21 protein-coding genes are annotated in these 18,413 nt (G+C 38.7%); 6 read left to right on the top strand and 15 right to left on the bottom strand.

Annotation, left to right across the window (positions count from 1 at the left end; all coding sequences use genetic code 11):
• A complete protein-coding gene (locus NSQ62_RS03575) occupies positions 1 to 1,170 on the bottom strand; it encodes an FtsW/RodA/SpoVE family cell cycle protein (protein ID WP_341322560.1) in 1,170 nt (389 codons plus the stop codon).
• A gap of 61 nt (positions 1,171 to 1,231) precedes the next feature.
• Positions 1,232 to 1,513, bottom strand: coding sequence for a YlaN family protein (locus tag NSQ62_RS03570; RefSeq protein ID WP_341322559.1), 282 nt, complete (start codon positions 1,511 to 1,513; stop codon positions 1,232 to 1,234).
• Positions 1,514 to 1,683: 170 nt separating this feature from the next.
• Here NSQ62_RS03570 and NSQ62_RS03565 point away from each other — a divergent pair, with 170 nt between their 5' ends.
• Together NSQ62_RS03565 and NSQ62_RS03560 are read left to right on the top strand one after the other, a co-directional pair.
• Positions 1,684 to 2,184, top strand: coding sequence for a peptidyl-prolyl cis-trans isomerase (locus tag NSQ62_RS03565; protein ID WP_341322558.1), 501 nt, complete (start codon positions 1,684 to 1,686; stop codon positions 2,182 to 2,184).
• A gap of 11 nt (positions 2,185 to 2,195) precedes the next feature.
• Positions 2,196 to 2,399, top strand: a complete 204-nt coding sequence (locus tag NSQ62_RS03560; protein ID WP_341322557.1) for a YlaI family protein — start codon at positions 2,196 to 2,198, stop codon at positions 2,397 to 2,399.
• A gap of 42 nt (positions 2,400 to 2,441) precedes the next feature.
• On the opposite strand, the gene NSQ62_RS03555 is transcribed toward NSQ62_RS03560, so the two are convergent.
• From NSQ62_RS03555 to typA, 3 genes are all read right to left on the bottom strand, one after another.
• Positions 2,442 to 3,080 (bottom strand): fucose permease, encoded by a 639-nt coding sequence (locus tag NSQ62_RS03555; RefSeq protein WP_341322556.1) that lies wholly within the window; start codon positions 3,078 to 3,080, stop codon positions 2,442 to 2,444.
• 208 nt (positions 3,081 to 3,288) lie between these two features.
• Entirely contained in the window at positions 3,289 to 3,669 is a 381-nt protein-coding gene (locus tag NSQ62_RS03550) for a YlaH-like family protein (protein WP_341322555.1), read from the bottom strand.
• A gap of 40 nt (positions 3,670 to 3,709) precedes the next feature.
• Positions 3,710 to 5,557, bottom strand: a complete 1,848-nt coding sequence (gene typA, locus NSQ62_RS03545; RefSeq protein ID WP_341322554.1) for a translational GTPase TypA — start codon at positions 5,555 to 5,557, stop codon at positions 3,710 to 3,712.
• A 129-nt stretch (positions 5,558 to 5,686) separates the two neighbouring features.
• On the opposite strand from typA, the gene NSQ62_RS03540 reads away from it, so the two are divergent.
• Positions 5,687 to 5,902 (top strand): DUF5325 family protein, encoded by a 216-nt coding sequence (locus NSQ62_RS03540; protein ID WP_341322553.1) that lies wholly within the window; start codon positions 5,687 to 5,689, stop codon positions 5,900 to 5,902.
• A gap of 62 nt (positions 5,903 to 5,964) precedes the next feature.
• Here NSQ62_RS03540 and NSQ62_RS03535 read toward each other — a convergent pair whose 3' ends face one another.
• Both NSQ62_RS03535 and NSQ62_RS03530 read right to left on the bottom strand, forming a co-directional pair.
• The gene (locus tag NSQ62_RS03535; protein WP_341322552.1) at positions 5,965 to 6,759 is read right to left on the bottom strand and encodes an inositol monophosphatase family protein; all 795 of its coding nucleotides are present in this window, start codon (positions 6,757 to 6,759) and stop codon (positions 5,965 to 5,967) included.
• 137 nt (positions 6,760 to 6,896) lie between these two features.
• The gene (locus tag NSQ62_RS03530; protein ID WP_341322551.1) at positions 6,897 to 7,094 is read right to left on the bottom strand and encodes a hypothetical protein; all 198 of its coding nucleotides are present in this window, start codon (positions 7,092 to 7,094) and stop codon (positions 6,897 to 6,899) included.
• 193 nt (positions 7,095 to 7,287) lie between these two features.
• Between NSQ62_RS03530 and NSQ62_RS03525 the strand changes: the two genes are divergently transcribed.
• Positions 7,288 to 7,917, top strand: coding sequence for a DUF1054 domain-containing protein (locus NSQ62_RS03525; protein WP_341322550.1), 630 nt, complete (start codon positions 7,288 to 7,290; stop codon positions 7,915 to 7,917).
• Between the two features lie 101 nt (positions 7,918 to 8,018).
• Here NSQ62_RS03525 and NSQ62_RS03520 read toward each other — a convergent pair whose 3' ends face one another.
• Both NSQ62_RS03520 and NSQ62_RS03515 read right to left on the bottom strand, forming a co-directional pair.
• Complete coding sequence (locus NSQ62_RS03520) at positions 8,019 to 8,291, bottom strand: UPF0223 family protein (RefSeq protein WP_341322549.1); 273 nt, start codon at positions 8,289 to 8,291, stop codon at positions 8,019 to 8,021.
• A 25-nt stretch (positions 8,292 to 8,316) separates the two neighbouring features.
• Positions 8,317 to 9,276, bottom strand: coding sequence for a nitronate monooxygenase family protein (locus NSQ62_RS03515; protein ID WP_341322548.1), 960 nt, complete (start codon positions 9,274 to 9,276; stop codon positions 8,317 to 8,319).
• 125 nt (positions 9,277 to 9,401) lie between these two features.
• Between NSQ62_RS03515 and NSQ62_RS03510 the strand changes: the two genes are divergently transcribed.
• Entirely contained in the window at positions 9,402 to 10,871 is a 1,470-nt protein-coding gene (locus NSQ62_RS03510) for an aminotransferase class I/II-fold pyridoxal phosphate-dependent enzyme (RefSeq protein WP_341322547.1), read from the top strand.
• A gap of 37 nt (positions 10,872 to 10,908) precedes the next feature.
• On the opposite strand, the gene NSQ62_RS03505 is transcribed toward NSQ62_RS03510, so the two are convergent.
• From NSQ62_RS03505 to pdhA, 6 genes are all read right to left on the bottom strand, one after another.
• Positions 10,909 to 11,598 (bottom strand): LrgB family protein, encoded by a 690-nt coding sequence (locus NSQ62_RS03505; RefSeq protein WP_341322546.1) that lies wholly within the window; start codon positions 11,596 to 11,598, stop codon positions 10,909 to 10,911.
• Entirely contained in the window at positions 11,561 to 11,974 is a 414-nt protein-coding gene (locus NSQ62_RS03500; RefSeq protein WP_341322545.1) for a CidA/LrgA family holin-like protein, read from the bottom strand. Before NSQ62_RS03500 ends, NSQ62_RS03505 begins: the two co-directional genes overlap by 38 nt.
• A 596-nt stretch (positions 11,975 to 12,570) precedes the next feature.
• Entirely contained in the window at positions 12,571 to 13,983 is a 1,413-nt protein-coding gene (lpdA, locus tag NSQ62_RS03495; RefSeq protein ID WP_341322544.1) for a dihydrolipoyl dehydrogenase, read from the bottom strand.
• Positions 13,984 to 13,987: 4 nt separating this feature from the next.
• Positions 13,988 to 15,328: a dihydrolipoamide acetyltransferase family protein gene (locus NSQ62_RS03490; RefSeq protein WP_341322543.1), complete on the bottom strand. Its 1,341-nt coding sequence runs from the start codon at positions 15,326 to 15,328 to the stop codon at positions 13,988 to 13,990.
• 18 nt (positions 15,329 to 15,346) lie between these two features.
• Positions 15,347 to 16,324 (bottom strand): alpha-ketoacid dehydrogenase subunit beta, encoded by a 978-nt coding sequence (locus NSQ62_RS03485; RefSeq protein WP_341322542.1) that lies wholly within the window; start codon positions 16,322 to 16,324, stop codon positions 15,347 to 15,349.
• Between the two features lie 3 nt (positions 16,325 to 16,327).
• Positions 16,328 to 17,443: a pyruvate dehydrogenase (acetyl-transferring) E1 component subunit alpha gene (pdhA, locus tag NSQ62_RS03480; RefSeq protein ID WP_341322541.1), complete on the bottom strand. Its 1,116-nt coding sequence runs from the start codon at positions 17,441 to 17,443 to the stop codon at positions 16,328 to 16,330.
• 385 nt (positions 17,444 to 17,828) lie between these two features.
• On the opposite strand from pdhA, the gene def reads away from it, so the two are divergent.
• On the top strand, positions 17,829 to 18,386 hold the full coding sequence (gene def / locus NSQ62_RS03475; protein ID WP_341322540.1) for a peptide deformylase: 558 nt from the start codon (positions 17,829 to 17,831) through the stop codon (positions 18,384 to 18,386).
• Positions 18,387 to 18,413: the final 27 nt, after the last annotated feature.

Raw genomic sequence — 18,413 nt, 5'->3', positions numbered from 1 at the left:
TTACTTTCTTTTTTCTAGTTTGTAATGCGTCGAAACATTGATTAAAATCCCCATTGCCAAAGATAGCAATAATATAGAAGTACCGCCATAACTAATAAAAGGAAGCGTTACTCCGGTTAACGGGATAAGTCCCGATAAACCCCCTAAGTTAATAAACGTTTGTGTTCCAATCCAAGTCGAGATGCCCGCCGCAAGCATACGCGAAAGCGGGTCTTTTGTTTTCATTGCAATATATAAACCACGCATCACAATATAGCCCAGTCCAAAAATAACAACGGAAACACCAACTACCCCTAGTTCTTCGGCGATAATCGCCATAATAAAGTCGGTTTGTGGCTCAGGAACATAGCCCAGCTTTTGAATCGATTGCCCAAGTCCGCGTCCTTCTAAGCCTCCTGCACCAATTGCATAATAGCCGTTGACTACATGATACCCTGTGTCGAGTGGATCACTAAATGGATCTAAATACGAGGTAATACGGCCTCGACGACTCGCATTGAATATCGTATCCCATTTAAAGATTAATATACCAATGGCCCCAACAACACCAAGTGCTGAAAGTAACCCGAAAATTTTAACAAGTGTTTTACCCCTAAAACCACTCGAAATAACAACAGCTAATGCAATGGCAATAATGACAGCTAATGCCCCTAAATCCGTTTCGAATCCGACAACAAGCACGATAAATAGCCACATACCAAGCGGTGGTGTTACATCCTCAAACGATAACTTTTGCATAGAACCTTTATGTATACTTTTACGATAAAATGTCCCTGCAAAATAAATAATAATAAAGAGCTTCGCAAATTCAGAAGGCTGGAAATTCATAACGCCCAGGTCAATCCAACTTTTCGCACCATTTACTTCTGTTCCAACTGCAATTAATACCATTTCTAAAACAAACATGATACCAAATAAAAAGCCTAATATTTTTTTGTTTGCAAACTGCTTGTATGGAAAAATAACCGCTACTAAAAATAGGCAAAACGCCAGACAAATGTTGATTAACTGTCTTGTGTAATAATGATCTGGGTCTGCTTCATATCGTACGATCGATACCCAAATACTTGCACTATAAATCATCACAAGTCCAAAGAGCATGAGTAAAATATAGACAAATAGCAGTCCGTAATCAAAATTACGGAAATAATTTTTAAAGTAATGCTTCATGTTTTCAAAACCTCATTCTTTGAAAAAAAAACTCAAACCGCGAACGCGTTTGAGTTTTCTTTTATTTGTCTGTATACGCATCATGTAATAAAGAAAGCTTTTTTTCTAGAGAATCTAGAATTTGCTTTCCTTGTTCACGCTCAATTAAACCAAGTTTTGTAGCGAACTCGATTTCACGCGACAAACCAAACATTTGTGTATCTAATACTTCTTCATATAATGGACAAGATGGCATTGTCAAATTATCCATTTGTACGTGAATTAATTGAGCAATTTTTGCTGCATCCACAGTTAATTGCGCTAATGCTTTTTCCTGAAAGGAAGCTTGTGCTTTCGTATCCATGAGGACGCCCCCATCTATGATATTTCTTCGATTCTATCTTAATAAAGTGTATCTTTTTACTACAGAAATTGCAAGCGTCTTTGTATGTTTTAACCCCAATTCAATTATATTTCTTTCTATGTGAAATAACGTTATAATAATGGAGGAAAATAGTTAAGGGGGACTTACAAATGGTCGAAACAATCATTCCGATTAAAGGTGCAGTCAAATTTCAACTGACACTTGACCCAACAGTATGGATTTTCGATGATCGTAAGCTGGATCTGACTACATATTTCGTAACAGAAAAAGCGACAGAAGATAACGAAAAATACTTACGTGAAATGGGTGCACACTGGTCACGTGAAATTATGGAAGGTGCGGTATTCCCACCAACATTAAAAACGGAGCGTAAATTTGACCGTAAAGGTATGCTGACAGGTACATTCGGCATGGAACTTAAACCTTTCTTAAACAACGCCGAAATGCATGCAGATGCAAAAGAGGTTGTGTTCGAATGTGCAAACGATGAAGAACACACTTTTTCAATTGAAGAAGCACAAAACTTCATTTTCAAATTTAGCCAAGACGGCAAACCATTACTAGAAGATGGCCCTGTATATGTATTATTTGCAGACGGTTCAAATGTAGACAATCCAATTAAATTTGTTCGCTCGATTCGTATTCAATAGGAGGTACAACAATGCGTGTAAAATGTGTCATTTGCGATACAATACATGAATTACCTAATGATTTACCTTTAGCAAAAAAGTTACGTAATCGTCCAATTCATACATTTATGTGTGAATCGTGTGGCGATCGCATTGCGGGCAATACAAAAAAACGGATCGAAACAGGAAATTTCCGTTTCTTTAGAACATCATCCAAATTTGATGAAGAATTTTAAAAGGCGATGAGCCCTCAACTTGAGAGCTCACCGCCTTTTTATTTAGAAATCAAATGTTTGTTTATGGAATTGGAAGTCAATGAAGCTATCCGCATTGATTTGGCTTAGTTGGAAGAATTGACCTACTTCCGTTTTTACACCTTCAAATACACGCTCTTCATCTACTACATACGCTTCAATTGATACTGGAATCTCACCAAACTGTGCTTTTAATGCATCTGCTACTTGCTTAGCTGTTTCATCTGACAAATTTTCTTCCAATAAAATATGCACGGCTGCTTTTTCCACATTCACTTCATCTAGTGTAGACTCTTGCTGTAAGCCTTCTTGGAATACATTTGACATCACAAAGCTTCTTTCGCCAACGATTGGTTGAATCAGCTCATTTACTTTCACATTGACATTTTCTGCGTAATATTCACCTGAATACGCGCCGTCTTTCACATCAAAATCATAAACGATTTTTGTCTTTTCTGATTGGACTGTTACTTCAAATTCTTTTTTAAACGCACCCGCTGTTGATTTTGTAACAACAAACTGGTCGTTGTAAATTTCACTTAATGCTGCTGCTGCATTGTCTTCATTTTTTGCTGATAAAACCGCTGGCACGAAAATAATACATGAAATAATAACTAGCGCTATAAAGACACTAATAATCACTTGTTTTTTTGTAAAAGTCATTGTTCTCTACTCCATTTATAGTTTATTATCCCCAATTACAAATTATACTGCTATCAACTAAACCTACGCAATTAAAGACCCTTAGAAGAAAAGGAAGTACCTCGAGCAGCTGGCGCTTTAGCCTAGACACTGTTTTAACGCTAAAATTTTATACTTTATCTTACAAAAAAGAGGCAGGAAAACAGTATTGTTCTCCCACCCCTAACTATTAAGCTTGTTTTGCTTGTTGTCGTTTATCACGCCACATACGCGATTTATAAACGATTAAAATTAGCGCTGCAACAATTAAACCTTCAATCATTGGTAAAAATAACGCTAAAAACGTTAGTACAATACACCCTAAAAATAAGAACGTATAAATAATAATATTTTTACCTAAAGGTAATTTATGTGCAAAGCCCAATTTAAACACAAGTGCCGATAAAAGGAATACGAGAACGAATGTTGCATACCCGGCTACATCGTAGTTTGGTAAATTTTCGTATAAATATCTTGTAATCCCTGACATACGATTCATTACATAATCAGTTTCATTTGTAGATACAGTTGCTAGTAATACTAAATTAAAATAGCTAGTCAAAGCCATCATATTCAACATCATTCAACCTTTCCCTATTCACACGAATATATTATTCGTTTTCAGCAGTTTTTTTCTTTTTAGCCATACGCTCACGTTCGTTTTTGTCTAAAATTTGTTTACGTAAACGAATAGATTCTGGAGTTACCTCTAGGTACTCATCGTCACCTAAATATTCTAACGCTTCTTCAAGAGTTAAGATACGAGGTTTTTTGATAACATTCGTTTGGTCTTTGTTAGCTGAACGGATGTTTGTTTTTTGTTTCATTTTAACAACGTTTACTGTGATATCGCCGTCACGGTTGTTTTCCCCAACGATCATACCTTCATAAACTTCTGTACCTGGCTCGATGAATAATGTACCACGGTCCTCAATACCCATCATACCGTAAGTTGTTGACTTACCGTTTTCCATAGATACTAATACACCTTGGTGACGTCCACCGACTTTACCAGCAACTTCTGGTTGGTAAGAATCGAATGTATGGTTGATGATACCGAAACCTTTTGTTAAAGACATGAATTCAGTTGAATAACCGATTAAACCACGTGCTGGTACGTTAAAGATTAAACGTACTTGTCCAGAACCGTTGTTTACCATATCTAACATTTCACCTTTACGAGTACCAATCGATTCAATAATAGAACCTACAGCATCTTCAGGAACGTCGATTTGAACGCGTTCAATTGGCTCACAACGTACGCCATCAATTAAACGAACGATTACTTCTGGTTTAGAAACTTGTAATTCATATCCTTCACGACGCATGTTTTCGATTAAGATCGATAAGTGAAGCTCACCACGACCAGAAACAGTCCAAGCATCAGGAGAGTTTGTATCTTCTACACGTAGAGATACGTCTGTTTGTAATTGTGCACGTAAACGCTCTTCGATTTTACGAGAAGTAATCCATTTCCCTTCGCGACCTGCGAATGGTGAGTTGTTTACTAAGAAACGCATTTGTAAAGTTGGCTCATCAATACGTAATGGTGTTAACGCTTCTTGATGGTCAGTTGGACAAACTGTTTCACCAACGTTGATGTCTTCCATACCTGAAACGGCAATTAAATCACCAGCTTTAGCTGATTCAATTTCTACACGTTTAAGACCTAAGAAACCAAATAATTTAGTAACACGGTAGTTTTTCACTGTACCGTCTAATTTCATAAGAGAAACTTGTTGTCCTACAGAAATCGTACCGCGGAATACGCGACCGATACCAATACGACCAACGAAGTCATTATAGTCAAGTAATGCTACTTGGAATTGTAAAGGGTCCTCTGAGTTATCTACTGGTGCTGGAATTGAAGAAAGGATTGTTTCAAATAAGCTTTCCATGTTTTCTTCTTGTTTAGCTGGGTCTGAATCTAATGAAGATGTACCATTTACACCTGAAGCGTAAACTACTGGGAAGTCTAATTGGTCTTCATCTGCACCTAATTCGATAAATAATTCTAATACTTCATCTACTACTTCTAGTGGACGAGCTGAATCTTTATCTACTTTGTTAACAACAACGATTGGTGTTAAGCGTTGTTCTAAAGCTTTCTTTAATACGAAACGAGTTTGTGGCATACAACCTTCATATGCATCTACTACTAAACAAACACCGTCTACCATTTTAAGAATACGCTCTACTTCACCACCGAAATCGGCATGTCCAGGCGTATCTAAGATGTTGATACGAGTATCTTTATAGTTAACAGCAGTCGTTTTGGCAAGGATTGTAATCCCGCGCTCACGCTCGATGTCGTTTGAATCCATTGCACGTTCTTCAACGCGTTCGTTTGAACGGAAAGTACCTGATTGTTTTAATAATTCGTCAACTAGTGTCGTTTTACCGTGGTCAACGTGGGCGATAATTGCGATATTGCGTAAATCTTGACGTAAATTTGTCATTATTCCACTCCATATTCTTTTTTCAAATGTTTAACTGTGATATTATAGCACATGAAAGATTAAATGTCTTTTCAGAAAAATACAAGATCATTTTTTTCACATATTTAAAGGTACTGGGAGGTAAATTTTATGAATAAAGCAAAATTCGTTATGTTTATTTATGCGCTTGCCGCAATTCTGTCTATGTTAGGCATAGGATTCGCATTTTCACTTGTTTTTATGATAGGTGATAAGTATCAAACAATCGGCTGGATTGGCGTTATTGTTGGTCTTATTGCAATGTGCGCAATTTTCGGAATGGCGTTCAAACAAAAACGTAAATTCCGTGACCAAGGATTATTATAAGCTGTTTTTTTTTCACAAAACATGCATAAAACTTCGATGCTTACATAGCACCGAAGTTTTTTTTATTTTTTTTCTTCTATATACTTTTCTAGTATTAATTGGTGAATTGAAGGATTGGCAATTAAAAACGTGTCCGTCGTTAAAAAATCAAACCCTTCCCCATTAAAGTTCGTTGCAACCGCGCCTACTTCCGTTGCTATGATCACACCGCCTCCAATATCCCATGGTGCCAACCGCATTGAAATATAAGCATCCAGCTTACCACTGACAACAAACGCAATTTCCATCGCAGCAGAACCATAGGAGCGCGTTCCACGTACAGTGCGTACAAGGTCAATAATTTTTTCATGGTGAATACGGTTATTTGGCGTTACCCAATTTGCATTAATACCAATGACGGCTTCTTCAATTTTTACTGGCTGTAATTTGCGCATCGGTGAATCGTTATACCATGCCCCTACTCCAGCAATTGCATAAAATAAATCTTCACGCATGACATCAAATATGTACCCAATCTTTCCAATACCATCAACATAGATTCCCATTGTAATCATAAAATGACGGTGCTGCTTCACAAAATTCATCGTGCCATCGATCGGATCAATAATCCACACAACGCCTTCTAAACTTTCAACCCTTTCGCCCATCCCTTCCTCACCTAAAATACGGTGTGTCGGATCAAACGTCTTTATTTTTTCAATAAAGAACGCCTCCGTTTCACGGTCAATATTCGTTACTAAATCATTGGCATTTGATTTTGTTTCGATTTCAATATCATAGGAAAAGGCATCACGAATTCTTCGCCCTGCTTCAAAAATAATCTCTTTTGCAAATACATCTAGTTGATTTATATCCATCTTTGCATCCACCCTCCGACTACGAAGCTCATCATTTGTTTTAAACAAACAATTCTTTAAATATTTCCATTATAACAAAAAATCACCTGCAATCTTTCTTCTGCAAGTGACTTTTTTATTTCGGATGCCTTTTTTTGTTACGCATATGCATGTAGACCATTTAATTCCTCTTGAATTTCAACCAAACGTTTTTTCGCTTTCTCAATTTCGGGTTGATCATTATCATTCATTGCTGCGAATAATGTAGCTAATTCATAATCCATTTCAAGCATTAAAATCTCTTCGTATTGCTTTTCAATGTCCACTTTGCGTATAATTTTAATCATCTGTTTCATAATAATCACTTCCTCATTTTTAGTGTAAAACTTTACCAGTCCGATGGATTCAGTACTTTTCGACAGACAATATTAGTCAATCGCGACTAAAATACCCTTCAAAAGTCTAACCTTATGGTAAATAGTTTCTATTAACAGATTTTTTCCCAAAAAAATAATAAAATAAACATTTCTTCGAAAGGAATTTATAAATATGAGTATTGTTAATTGGTCAAACGAAGATTTCCATGTCTTTCAAATTGAAGGCTTAGATGCACGAATGGAGGCACTCACAACCTTGATTCGTCCGAAGTTTCATGAACTAGGTGAAACATTTGCTAGTTATTTCAGCGCTCAAACGGGCGATGAATTTTTCGCGCATGTTGCAAAGCATGCACGTCGTACGGTAAACCCACCTAAAGACTCATGGGTTGCCTTCGCACCTTATAAACGCGGTTATAAATCATTACCTCACTTCCAAATTGGTCTTTGGGGCACGCATTTATTTATCGTTGTTGCCGTAATTTACGAAGCACCGCACAAACAGCAGATGGCAGAACGCTTACTTCAAAACATAGAGGCTGTCAAAAGCTTAAGCGATGATTATGTCATTTCAGGTGATCATATGCAGCCAGGCGCTATTGCACTAGCTGAAGCACGTGAGGAACAATTAGAAAAAATGGTGATTCGTTTACGAGATGTGAAAAAAGGTGAATTTTTAGTAGGTCGTCATATTCAAGCTACGGATGCTGTGAAATTATCTGCGGATGAATTTTTACAATTAGTTGAGCAAACCTTCGATGAGTTACTGCCGATTTATAACATCATCATTGGTAAAAACTAATCCATTTATTATTACTATGCACAAATGACTGTAAAACATTCCATGAATTTTAGTAAATATACAAAAAAGAGCCTCGAACAAGTTGTTCAAAGCTCTTTTTGTTATTTCATTCGTACGATTTGACCGTCTGCTAACTCTTTGGCTAGCTTCACAACACGGTATGGTACGTATTTACTTGCCTCTTCAAACTCTCGGCATATTGTTTTTTCTTCTGCCTGTGAGGGAACGATTTCTTTAAAGCGTTTATAGCGCGTCATCACAACTTCACGCTTTACGCCTTTTTCGTATGCCAGCTCGATCACTTCAAAAAATTGTACAACCGCAACCATTTCTTGCGTTGTCCAATCTGTATTTAGTGGATATGAATATTCCATGTATGATTTCCCTACCTTTAATTACTTACTGTCCCCATTTTAAACGGAAACTTTCGGCTTGTACAACCATACGTTGAATTAATTGTTCTACAGTTGGCACGTCTTGAATCATTCCGGTTACCTGACCGGCCCAGCCGAAGCCTTGCGTGGCATCCCCCTCGTAAATAAACTTCTTGTTTGCCTCCCCGCTAATATGAAATTTTAATGCTTCATAGGAAGGGCTTTTTTCTTCGATTGCTAAAATTTGATCCGTAAAGTCATTCCGAATTACGCGCGCTGGGGCTCCGATTGAACGTTTGATGATTGTTGTGGCAGTTTCTTCACTCGCAATTAGCGCATCTTTATAGGCTTGTGATGCATGTACACATTCTTTAGTCGCGATAAAACGTGTTCCCATTTCAATTCCCTCTGCACCTAATGCATGCGCTGCCATCCAGCCACGACCGTCACCAATCCCCCCTGAGGCGATGACGGGAATAGAGACACTATCTACAACCTGTGGCACTAATACCATCGTTCCAACATCGTCACGTCCTAAATGACCGCCACCCTCTTGTCCAACGACCATCACAGCATCCGCACCAAGTTGCTCGGCCTTTTGTGCTTGGCGTTTCGCTGCCACAAGGACAAGCTTTTTACAGCGTGCATCCTTTAAAATATCAAAAATAGCAGCGGGATTACCCCCAGTTATCGTGACAACTGGTACGTCCATATCAGCAGCAACCTCCACCATTTTTTCATAACCCGTTCCATGCATGCCGATTGCAAAGTTCACCCCGAATGGTTTATCTGTTAATGCCCGAACTTTTTCAATTTCTTCTTTTAACGCTTGGGGGCTCGGTAAGCTCATCGCAGTAATCTGACCCAAAGCACCAGCATTTGACACTGCGGCCGCCAGTTCAGAATACGCTAAATATGCAAGTCCCCCCTGAATAATCGGATAATTAATTTGCAATAATTCAGTAACACGCGTTTCCCATTTCATGTAAATTCCCCCTGAATAGTTGTAGTTATTGTAATAATTCGAAATTTTTATATAGTCAGCAAGTTTAATCGGTGCTATAATTCATTTGTTTTTAAAAATTACATTAATGTGAGGTGGTACCTGCGTTGTCACAGTTAGAGACTCCATTGTTTGATGCGCTACTCGCGCATCGCAACAGACATCCTATTCAGTTCCACATTCCAGGCCATAAGAAAGGCCAGGGCATGGATCCAGCTTACCGAGAATTTGTAGGCGACAACGTTTTATCAATAGATTTAATTAATATCGCTCCACTAGATGATTTACATGCTCCAAAAGGTGTAATCGCGCAAGCACAAGAGCTTGCTGCTGAAGCCTTTGGTGCTGACCATACATTCTTTTCCGTGCAGGGTACTAGTGGCGCCATTATGACGATGATTCTGACCGTCGTCGGTCCAGGCGATAAAATCATAGTACCGCGGAATGTACATAAATCGATTATGTCAGCTATTGTTTTCTCAGGGGCTATTCCGATTTTCATTCACCCTGAAGTCGATACAGAACTTGGTATTTCACACGGTATCTCACCAGAGTCCGTGGAACGAGCTTTAACGACTTACCCTGATGCAAAAGCAGTACTCGTCATTAATCCGACATATTTTGGCTTTGTAGCCGATTTAAAACGGATTGTCGATATCGTACACGCTCGTAACATTCCTGTTATCGTAGATGAGGCACATGGTGTTCATATTAAATTCCATGATGACTTACCTCTTTCAGCAATGCAAGCTGGTGCAGATATGGCTGCAACGAGCATTCACAAACTGGGCGGCTCTATGACAGGTAGCTCCGTATTAAATGTGAAAGAAGGACTCGTCTCAGTCAAGCGTGCACAGTCCGTATTTTCAATGCTGACAACAACGTCTACATCTTATCCATTACTTGCTTCACTGGACACAGCACGTCGTCAGCTTGCCGTACATGGCAATGATTTACTAGACAATGCGATTCGTTTAGCAAAAGATGCACGAAAACGTATTAATCATATCGCGCATTTACATTGTGTAGGACGTGAAAAATTAGGCACGTCTGCTACATACGATATGGATCCGTTAAAACTATTAATTAGTGTTAAAGATTTAGGCATCACCGGGCATATTGCAGAAGAATGGCTTCGTAAAAACGCCAACTTAGAAGTCGAGTTATCGGATTTATACAATATTTTATGCTTGGTGACCATTGGTGATTCAAAAAAAGAAATCAATTTACTCATTAATGCCCTAACACGTATGTCACTAGCTTTTGATTCAGAGGCTACCATTACAGAAACAAATGTTAAAATCCCTGAGATTCCCGCTTTAGCTATGACACCACGTGATGCTTTTTATGCACAAACAGAAAGTATGCCATTAGCAGAATCAGAAGGTTATATTTGTGCTGAATTTATCATGGTATACCCGCCAGGAATTCCACTATTTATTCCCGGGGAAATAATTACACAATCTAATATCGATTTCATTCAAATGAATGTCGAAGCCGGTCTTCCGGTTCAAGGACCTGAAGATAGCACACTAAAAAATATTCGTGTCATTAAAGAACGTAAAGCGATTTACTAAGAATTAGACAGCCAGCAACTTGCTGTGCTGTCTTTTTTTAAAATAGAAACATCGCGATAAATGGAATAACAAATGCCCCGACAACCGCGCTCAATCCCATCGATAAAGAGCCAATCGATAAATCTTCTTCGCTATATTCTTTTAGCTTTGTTAACCCAACACCATGAGAAGCACTCCCCATCGCTACACCTCGACTAATCGCTGTATCAATTTTACAAACTTTAAAAACAACTGGTCCTACGATTGCGCCCGTAAATCCTGCTACCATTACTAAGACAACAGTCAGTGGTGCAATGCCTCCAATACCCTCACTCACTTGCATGGCAACAGGTGTTGTCAGTGATTTTGGTAGGGATGTTAATAAAAACGTCTTACTTGCGCCAAATAACAGCAGTAATGCAACAACACTAACTAACCCCGCAATCATCGACACGAAAATACTCGTTACAATCGAGTATTTATAGTTAAAAATGGTTTGTCGTTGGTTATAAAGTGGAAATGCGAGTGCAACAACAGCTGGTCCAAGCATTTTAGAAATCCACGCACCACCTTCCATATACGTTTCATAGGGGATATTAAATACTAAAAGTACGATTACAGTAAGACAAGTAACCGTTAAAATCGGTAGTAAAAATGGATTCCCTATTTTTAAATACAATTTGTTCAACAGTATAAATAACAGCACCGTGCTACTTATGATAAAGAGAATTAGTAGAAATTGTTGCACCGTCCTTCTCCTCCTTTTTTTGCTGCTCCTTCTTTTCAATAAACTGACTCACTTTACCTGTTACTGCGAGCGAAATCAGCGTACTGACAATAACCGCCACGATTAAAAGTCCCCCTGATACAGTTAACAGCTCTGGATAATTAATGACGGCTACCGTTGACGGAATAAAAAATAATGTTAAAAAAGCCAGTAAAAAACTAGCACCTTTCTGTATGTATTTTACATTCAACACCTTAAAAAATAACGCTAGCCACAATAACACTAAACCGATGATACTACCTGGAATAATCATACCCGTAAAGTCTACAATTGCTTGTCCAACTAAGTAAAACAAGATGATAATACCAATCTGAGCAATTGTTCTTACAAAATTCATGTTAAAAACCCCCTTATATACAGTTTTATTGTACGCTCATTCAAATTATCTGTCTATTTCATTTCAAAAACATCTCAACAAAATTTATGAACTTACGACTTAAATTTGCATTTAAAGACAAAAAACGAACCAATCTGTCATTACACCTGACAAATCGGCTTTTCGACTACTTATAAATCGTTGAGAGAAATATTTGAGGCAGGTCTTCAGATGCCTCCCAGTCTAGTAGGGCGCGATCGCAAATAACCGTAGATGCAGAAGTTAAAATCGTTTTTCGTCTTGTTGATTTATTTTCATTTGAATAGTTCATCTGTACATCCCCTTTTATTTGTATTACGTCTAAATATCTGAATCACAAAAATCAAATTATTATCATTCAGTTATATATAACCAAAACCGATAAATTAAAAACATCCTAAAATTAAATTTAAAATTTATAAAAATAATCATTTTTCTGTTATACAAGTGAATCAGATTCTCTTCGTTAGGCACTATTATCTTCTAAATATCACTCAAGTTTCCTTGGTATGTAAAATTTTTGCACAAAAAAAGCTACTTAGCACAAAATTGCGCTAAGTAGCTTTAGTAATTAAAAATTATTTTGCTACGATGTGGATTGGGTTGCCTAGTAATACTTCGGCAGCTTCCATCGTAATTTCACCTAAAGTTGGGTGAGCATGGATTGTTAATGCGATATCTTCTGCAGTCATACCCGCTTCAATAGCAGTTGCCATTTCAGCGATCATGTCAGAAGCACCAACACCAACGATTTGAGCACCGATAAGTAGGCCGTCTTCTTTACGCGCTACTAATTTAACGAAACCGTCAGTAGCATTTAATGCTAGTGCACGACCGTTAGCAGCGAATGGGAATTTTGCAGCTTTTACTTCGATACCTTCTTGTTTTGCTTGCTCTTCAGAGTAACCTACAGTTGCCATTTCAGGATCTGTGAAGCATACTGCTGGAATTGCTAAGTAATCAACGATTGAAGGTTCACCAGCGATTGCTTCTGCAGCAACTTTACCTTCGTAAGAAGCTTTGTGTGCAAGTTGTGGACCAGCAACGATGTCACCGATTGCATAGATGTTTGGTACAGAAGTACGACCTTGGTTGTCAACTTCTAATAAACCGCGCTCTGCAAATTTAATACCGATTTCTTCTAAGCCGATTTCGTTCGTGTTTGGACGACGACCTACAGTTACTAATACGTAATCCGCTTCAACTGTTTTCTCTTCGCCACCAGCCTCATAAGTAACGATAACGCCATTTTCGTTTTCTTCAACGCCTTTAGCAGATGCGCCTACTACTACTTCAACGCCCTTTTTCTTAAGACCTTTTTTAACGATTTGTGTCATTTGTTTTTCGAAACCAGCTAAGATGTCTTTGCCGCCTTCGATAATTGTTACTTGAGAACCTAAGTTAGCATAAGCAGAACCTAGCTCAGTACCGATGTAACCGCCACCGATTACAACTAATTTACCTGGTACTTCAGGGAATGATAACGCACCTGTAGAAGATACTACACGGTTTGTGAATTTGAACGTTGGGATTTCGATTGGACGAGATCCTGTTGCTAAGATTGCATTTTTGAATGTGTAAGTTTGTGCTTTATCGCCATCAATTACACGTACAGTGTTGCCATCTACGAAATAAGCTTCACCTTTTAAGATGTCTACTTTATTTCCTTTTAATAAGCCTTCAACGCCGCCTACTAATTTTTTAACAACGCCGTCTTTGAATGCTTGTGCTTTAGACCAGTCTAATTTAACGTCTGATGCTACAACACCCATATCGTCAGAGTGTTGTGCATGTTCAAAACGGTGACCTACAGAAATTAAAGCTTTTGATGGGATACAGCCAACGTTTAAACAAACGCCACCTAATGCTCCACGCTCTACGATTGTAACTTTTTGACCTGTTTGTGCTGCGCGAATTGCAGCAACATAACCACCAGGGCCTGAACCTACTACAAGAGTATCTAGTTCGATTGGGAAATCTCCTACTACCATTTTTTTACGCCTCCATTAATAAAAGTTGCGGCTCACTTAATAAACGTTTTAAATGATTTAAAGCGTTTTGTGCAGTCGCTCCATCGATCATACGATGATCAAAGCTCAATGATAATGCTAACACATGTGCTGCTACAATTTCACCATTTTTTATTACGGGTTTCTCTGAAATACGCCCAATTCCTAAAATGGCTACTTCCGGGTGGTTAATCACTGGTGTAAACCATTGCCCACCTGCCGAACCGATGTTTGTAATCGACATAGACGCACCTTTCATTTCGTGCGGTGCTAGCTTACCATCACGTGCCTTTACAGCAAGCTCATTAATTTCTGCAGATAAGCCAAATACTGATTTGCGATCAGCATGCTTTAGTACAGGGACTAATAAACCTTTCTCAGTATCGGCAGCGATACCAATATTATAGTAATGTTTTTGAATAATTTCTTGTGTCGCGTCATCTAACGAACGGTTAAATTCAGGGAATTTACGTAAAGTCGAGATTAAAGCTTTCACAACGTACGGTAAATACGTTAATTTAACACCTTGCTCTGCCGCGATATCCTTAAATTGTTTACGATGTGCAACAAGTTCTGTTACATCCACTTCATCCATTAATGTAACGTGTGGTGCTGTATGCTTCGAGTGGACCATTGCTTTTGCGATTGCTTTGCGGATCCCACTCATTTTTTCGCGTGTTTCTGGGAATTCACCTTCAAGAACAACTGGTGCTGTTGTTGTTTCAACCGCTCCCGTCACTTCTTGTGTTGTTACTTCCTCAGCTTCAACTGCTTGTGCGCCACCATTTAAGAAGCTTTCGATATCTTCTTTTACGATACGTCCATTTTTACCTGAGCCCGTTACCTGCTGAATATCGACACTTTTTTCACGTGCATACTTACGCACAGATGGCATAGCAATGATGCGCTTGTTTGAAGTTGGTTGCGCTACTTCAGCAGGAGCTTCAGCTTTTGGTGCGTCAATTTTAGCAACTTCTTGCTTTTTCACATCTTGACCCGCTTCTGCAGTCGCTTGTACTTGGGCTTCTGTTTTCGCTGCTTCGTTTGCGTCGTGGTGATCGTCACCTTTTAGTTTTAAATCTTCATAGCCTGGTGCGTCAAAGCGAATAAGGGCGTCACCTACAATTGCGACAGTACCTTCTTCGACAAAAATTTCTTCTACAGTACCATCTACTGGTGAAGGAATTTCTACGACCGCTTTATCATTTTGTACTTCAGCTAAAATATCATCTTCTTTTACTTGATCGCCTGGTTTCACAAACCACTTCACGATTTCGCCTTCATGAATACCTTCTCCAATATCTGGTAAACGGAACGTAAATGCCATTTCTCTCACCCTCAATTCTTAGAATGTTAAAACTTTTTTTGCAGTTTCGATTACATCTTTGTACGTTGGTAACCATACACCCTCAGCTTGTGGGAATGGATAAATTGTATCTGGTGCCGCTACACGTAATACCGGTGCTTCTAATGAAAGAATCGCACGTTCTGTAATTTCAGCTACAACGTTTGCCGCAATACCCGCTTGTTTTTGCGCTTCTTGAACAACGATGGCACGGCCTGTTTTTTCAACAGAGGCAATAATTGTTTCAATATCAAGCGGTTGAATTGTACGTAAGTCAATTACTTCTACAGAATGACCTTCTTTTTCAAGCTCTTCTGCTGCTTTTAAAGACTCATGCACCATTAAACCATACGTAATGATTGATAAATCTGTTCCTTCACGCTTCACATCTGCTTTACCAATTTCGATTGTATACGCTTCTTCAGGAACCTCTTCACGGAATGAACGGTACAATTTTAAGTGCTCTAAGAAAATAACTGGATCGTTATCACGAATCGATGCGATTAATAAGCCTTTTGCATCGTAAGGTGTTGATGGCACAACTACTTTTAAACCTGGTGATTGTGTCATTAAACCTTCTAATGAATCTGAGTGCATTTCTGGTGTATGCACGCCGCCACCAAATGGAGAGCGGATTGTTACTGGTGCATTGTAAGTACCACCAGAACGGTATTTTAAACGTGCTAATTGCCCGCTAATTGAATCCATTACTTCGAAAACGAAGCCGAAAAATTGAATTTCAGGCACTGGACGGTAGCCAGTTAACGCCAAACCGATTGCTAAACCACCGATACCCGACTCAGCAAGTGGTGTATCAAAAACGCGATTGTCACCAAATTCTTTTTGAAGACCTTCAGTAGCACGGAATACCCCTCCGTTTACCCCAACATCCTCACCGAATACTAATACGTTTTCGTCGTTTTTTAGTTCGCAACGTAATGCATCTGTAATTGCTTGAATCATCGTCATTTGTGCCATGGCTTATTTCGACTCCTTCTCTTTGAAAATTGCATATTGCTCTTTTAAGTTCGCAGGCATATCTTCTGCGTACATATTGTCCATTAACTCTGTTACTTTTTGTTTTGGCGCTTGGTCTGCTAATTTGATGGCTTCTTTAATCTCTTCTTTTGCACGCTCGATTACTTCTTCTTCCTTCTTCTCATCCCATAAGCCTTTTGCCTCTAGGAATTTACGGAAGCGAATAAGCGGATCTTTTGCTGCCCATTCGTTGTCAGTATCTGATGTACGGTAACGTGTTGGGTCATCGCCTGCCATTGTATGTGGACCATAACGGTAACACATTGTTTCAATTAAAGTTGGGCCTTCACCAGCGACTGCACGGTCACGCGCATCTTTTGTTGCTGCATAAACCGCTAATGGATCCATACCATCTACAAGGACACTTGGAATACCTGCTGCAATTCCTTTTTGTGCGATTGTTTTGGCTGCCGTTTGTAATTCGCGTGGTGTTGAAATCGCAAATTGGTTATTTTGTACAATAAAGATGGCTGGTGATTTAAATGCACCGGCAAAGTTAATGCCTTCATAGAAATCCCCTTGTGAAGAACCACCGTCACCTGTATAGGTAATCGCTACCGTTTTTGAACCGCGCTTTTGTAAGCCTAACGCAACACCTGCAGCTTGAATATATTGTGCACCAATAATGATTTGTGGCGCTAAAACGTTAACCCCTTCAGGTACTTGGTTTCCGATAAAGTGACCGCGGCTGAATAAGAAAGCTTTCCATAATGGTAAACCATGCATCACAATTTGTGGTACGTCACGGTAACCTGGTAAAATCCAGTCTTCCTTTTCAAGTGCGTAGTGTGACGCTAATTGAGAAGCCTCTTGACCTGCTGTAGGTGCGTAGAAACCTAAACGGCCTTGACGGTTTAACGAAATCGAGCGTTGGTCTAAAATACGTACATAAACCATACGTGACATTAATTCCACTAACTGCTCATCCGATAATTCCGGCATTGCTGCTTCGTTTACTACTTCGCCGTTTTCATTTAAGATTTGGAACATTTCAAACTTACTTTCCACTTCATGCAATGTGCCAGCTGGGTCCAATTGATTCATCATTTTTTCTGCCATTGTATACATCCCCTTTGAACTGTATTAAAAAATTTATAAATTTGTATAGTACAATATTGTTCTAACCCGAGTATAATGAATAAAATTCTATCGGTCAATCATTGTTTATCATCTAAATCAAAGAAATTTCTTTCGATTGTTCAAATTATAACAGCGCAAGTTTCTGTACTATACGCAAATCTATTCTGTACTATAATAGAATGCTGATTACGGTTTTATCATTATTTGCTAAATAACCTCAGTTCTCATGACATTCATTCCCATATCTTCACCTAAACAATCCATTCTACTAATTATTTCGCCATTCAAAAGTTTTTTCTACATCCCAATTCATGAGTTGTGTATAATGAAAAATAATTAAGTTAGAACTGAAAGGAAGTTTCACATGATTTTAATGGAACATATTATTCGTGAAGGTCACCCAACATTACGTACACGCGCAGAAGAGGTTACTTTCCCATTAACCCAAGAAGATCGTCAATTAGCTGATGATATGCTGCAATATTTAATTAATAGTCAAGACCCTGAAATTGCTGAAAAATACAATTTACGTGGTGGAATTGGCTTAGCTGCAAACCAAGTAAATAGCCTAAAGCGTATGTTCGCGCTTCATTTAGATGATGATCAAGGCGAACTATTAAGCTTTGTTGCTATAAATCCTAAAATCGTTAGTCATTCGGTAGAACAAACATACATTACAAGTGGTGAAGGCTGTTTATCAGTTGACCGTGCTGTGCCAGGCTACGTACCGCGTTACGCTCGTATTACGGTGAAATTTATGACGGTAGACGGCGAAGAAAAGAAATTACGCTTAACAGGGTTACCTGCCATTGCGTTCCAGCATGAGTTAGATCACTTAAACGGCGTCATGTTCTATGATCGCATTAACGAACAAGATCCATTCCACGAGATTGAAAATAGCATCCCATTTGGTAGAGAATAAACAGTAAAAAGCGTTGCGAAATTGAAT

The sequence above is a fragment of the Solibacillus sp. FSL H8-0523 genome, assembly GCF_038051985.1.
Classification (GTDB): domain Bacteria; phylum Bacillota; class Bacilli; order Bacillales_A; family Planococcaceae; genus Solibacillus.
This window is presented reverse-complemented; position numbering and strand designations above follow the sequence as displayed.

What these genes read in the sequence shown, in the direction of transcription:
- NSQ62_RS03575 (WP_341322560.1), bottom strand. Translation starts at nt 1,170, where the DNA reads ATGAAGCATTACTTTAAAAATTATTTCCGTAATTTTGATTACGGACTG.
- NSQ62_RS03570 (WP_341322559.1), bottom strand. Translation starts at nt 1,513, where the DNA reads ATGGATACGAAAGCACAAGCTTCCTTTCAGGAAAAAGCATTAGCGCAA.
- NSQ62_RS03565 (WP_341322558.1), top strand. Translation starts at nt 1,684, where the DNA reads ATGGTCGAAACAATCATTCCGATTAAAGGTGCAGTCAAATTTCAACTG.
- NSQ62_RS03560 (WP_341322557.1), top strand. Translation starts at nt 2,196, where the DNA reads ATGCGTGTAAAATGTGTCATTTGCGATACAATACATGAATTACCTAAT.
- NSQ62_RS03555 (WP_341322556.1), bottom strand. Translation starts at nt 3,080, where the DNA reads ATGACTTTTACAAAAAAACAAGTGATTATTAGTGTCTTTATAGCGCTA.
- NSQ62_RS03550 (WP_341322555.1), bottom strand. Translation starts at nt 3,669, where the DNA reads ATGATGGCTTTGACTAGCTATTTTAATTTAGTATTACTAGCAACTGTA.
- typA (WP_341322554.1), bottom strand. Translation starts at nt 5,557, where the DNA reads ATGACAAATTTACGTCAAGATTTACGCAATATCGCAATTATCGCCCAC.
- NSQ62_RS03540 (WP_341322553.1), top strand. Translation starts at nt 5,687, where the DNA reads ATGAATAAAGCAAAATTCGTTATGTTTATTTATGCGCTTGCCGCAATT.
- NSQ62_RS03535 (WP_341322552.1), bottom strand. Translation starts at nt 6,759, where the DNA reads ATGGATATAAATCAACTAGATGTATTTGCAAAAGAGATTATTTTTGAA.
- NSQ62_RS03530 (WP_341322551.1), bottom strand. Translation starts at nt 7,094, where the DNA reads ATGAAACAGATGATTAAAATTATACGCAAAGTGGACATTGAAAAGCAA.
- NSQ62_RS03525 (WP_341322550.1), top strand. Translation starts at nt 7,288, where the DNA reads ATGAGTATTGTTAATTGGTCAAACGAAGATTTCCATGTCTTTCAAATT.
- NSQ62_RS03520 (WP_341322549.1), bottom strand. Translation starts at nt 8,291, where the DNA reads ATGGAATATTCATATCCACTAAATACAGATTGGACAACGCAAGAAATG.
- NSQ62_RS03515 (WP_341322548.1), bottom strand. Translation starts at nt 9,276, where the DNA reads ATGAAATGGGAAACGCGTGTTACTGAATTATTGCAAATTAATTATCCG.
- NSQ62_RS03500 (WP_341322545.1), bottom strand. Translation starts at nt 11,974, where the DNA reads ATGAATTTTGTAAGAACAATTGCTCAGATTGGTATTATCATCTTGTTT.
- lpdA (WP_341322544.1), bottom strand. Translation starts at nt 13,983, where the DNA reads ATGGTAGTAGGAGATTTCCCAATCGAACTAGATACTCTTGTAGTAGGT.
- NSQ62_RS03490 (WP_341322543.1), bottom strand. Translation starts at nt 15,328, where the DNA reads ATGGCATTTACGTTCCGTTTACCAGATATTGGAGAAGGTATTCATGAA.
- NSQ62_RS03485 (WP_341322542.1), bottom strand. Translation starts at nt 16,324, where the DNA reads ATGGCACAAATGACGATGATTCAAGCAATTACAGATGCATTACGTTGC.
- pdhA (WP_341322541.1), bottom strand. Translation starts at nt 17,443, where the DNA reads ATGGCAGAAAAAATGATGAATCAATTGGACCCAGCTGGCACATTGCAT.
- def (WP_341322540.1), top strand. Translation starts at nt 17,829, where the DNA reads ATGATTTTAATGGAACATATTATTCGTGAAGGTCACCCAACATTACGT.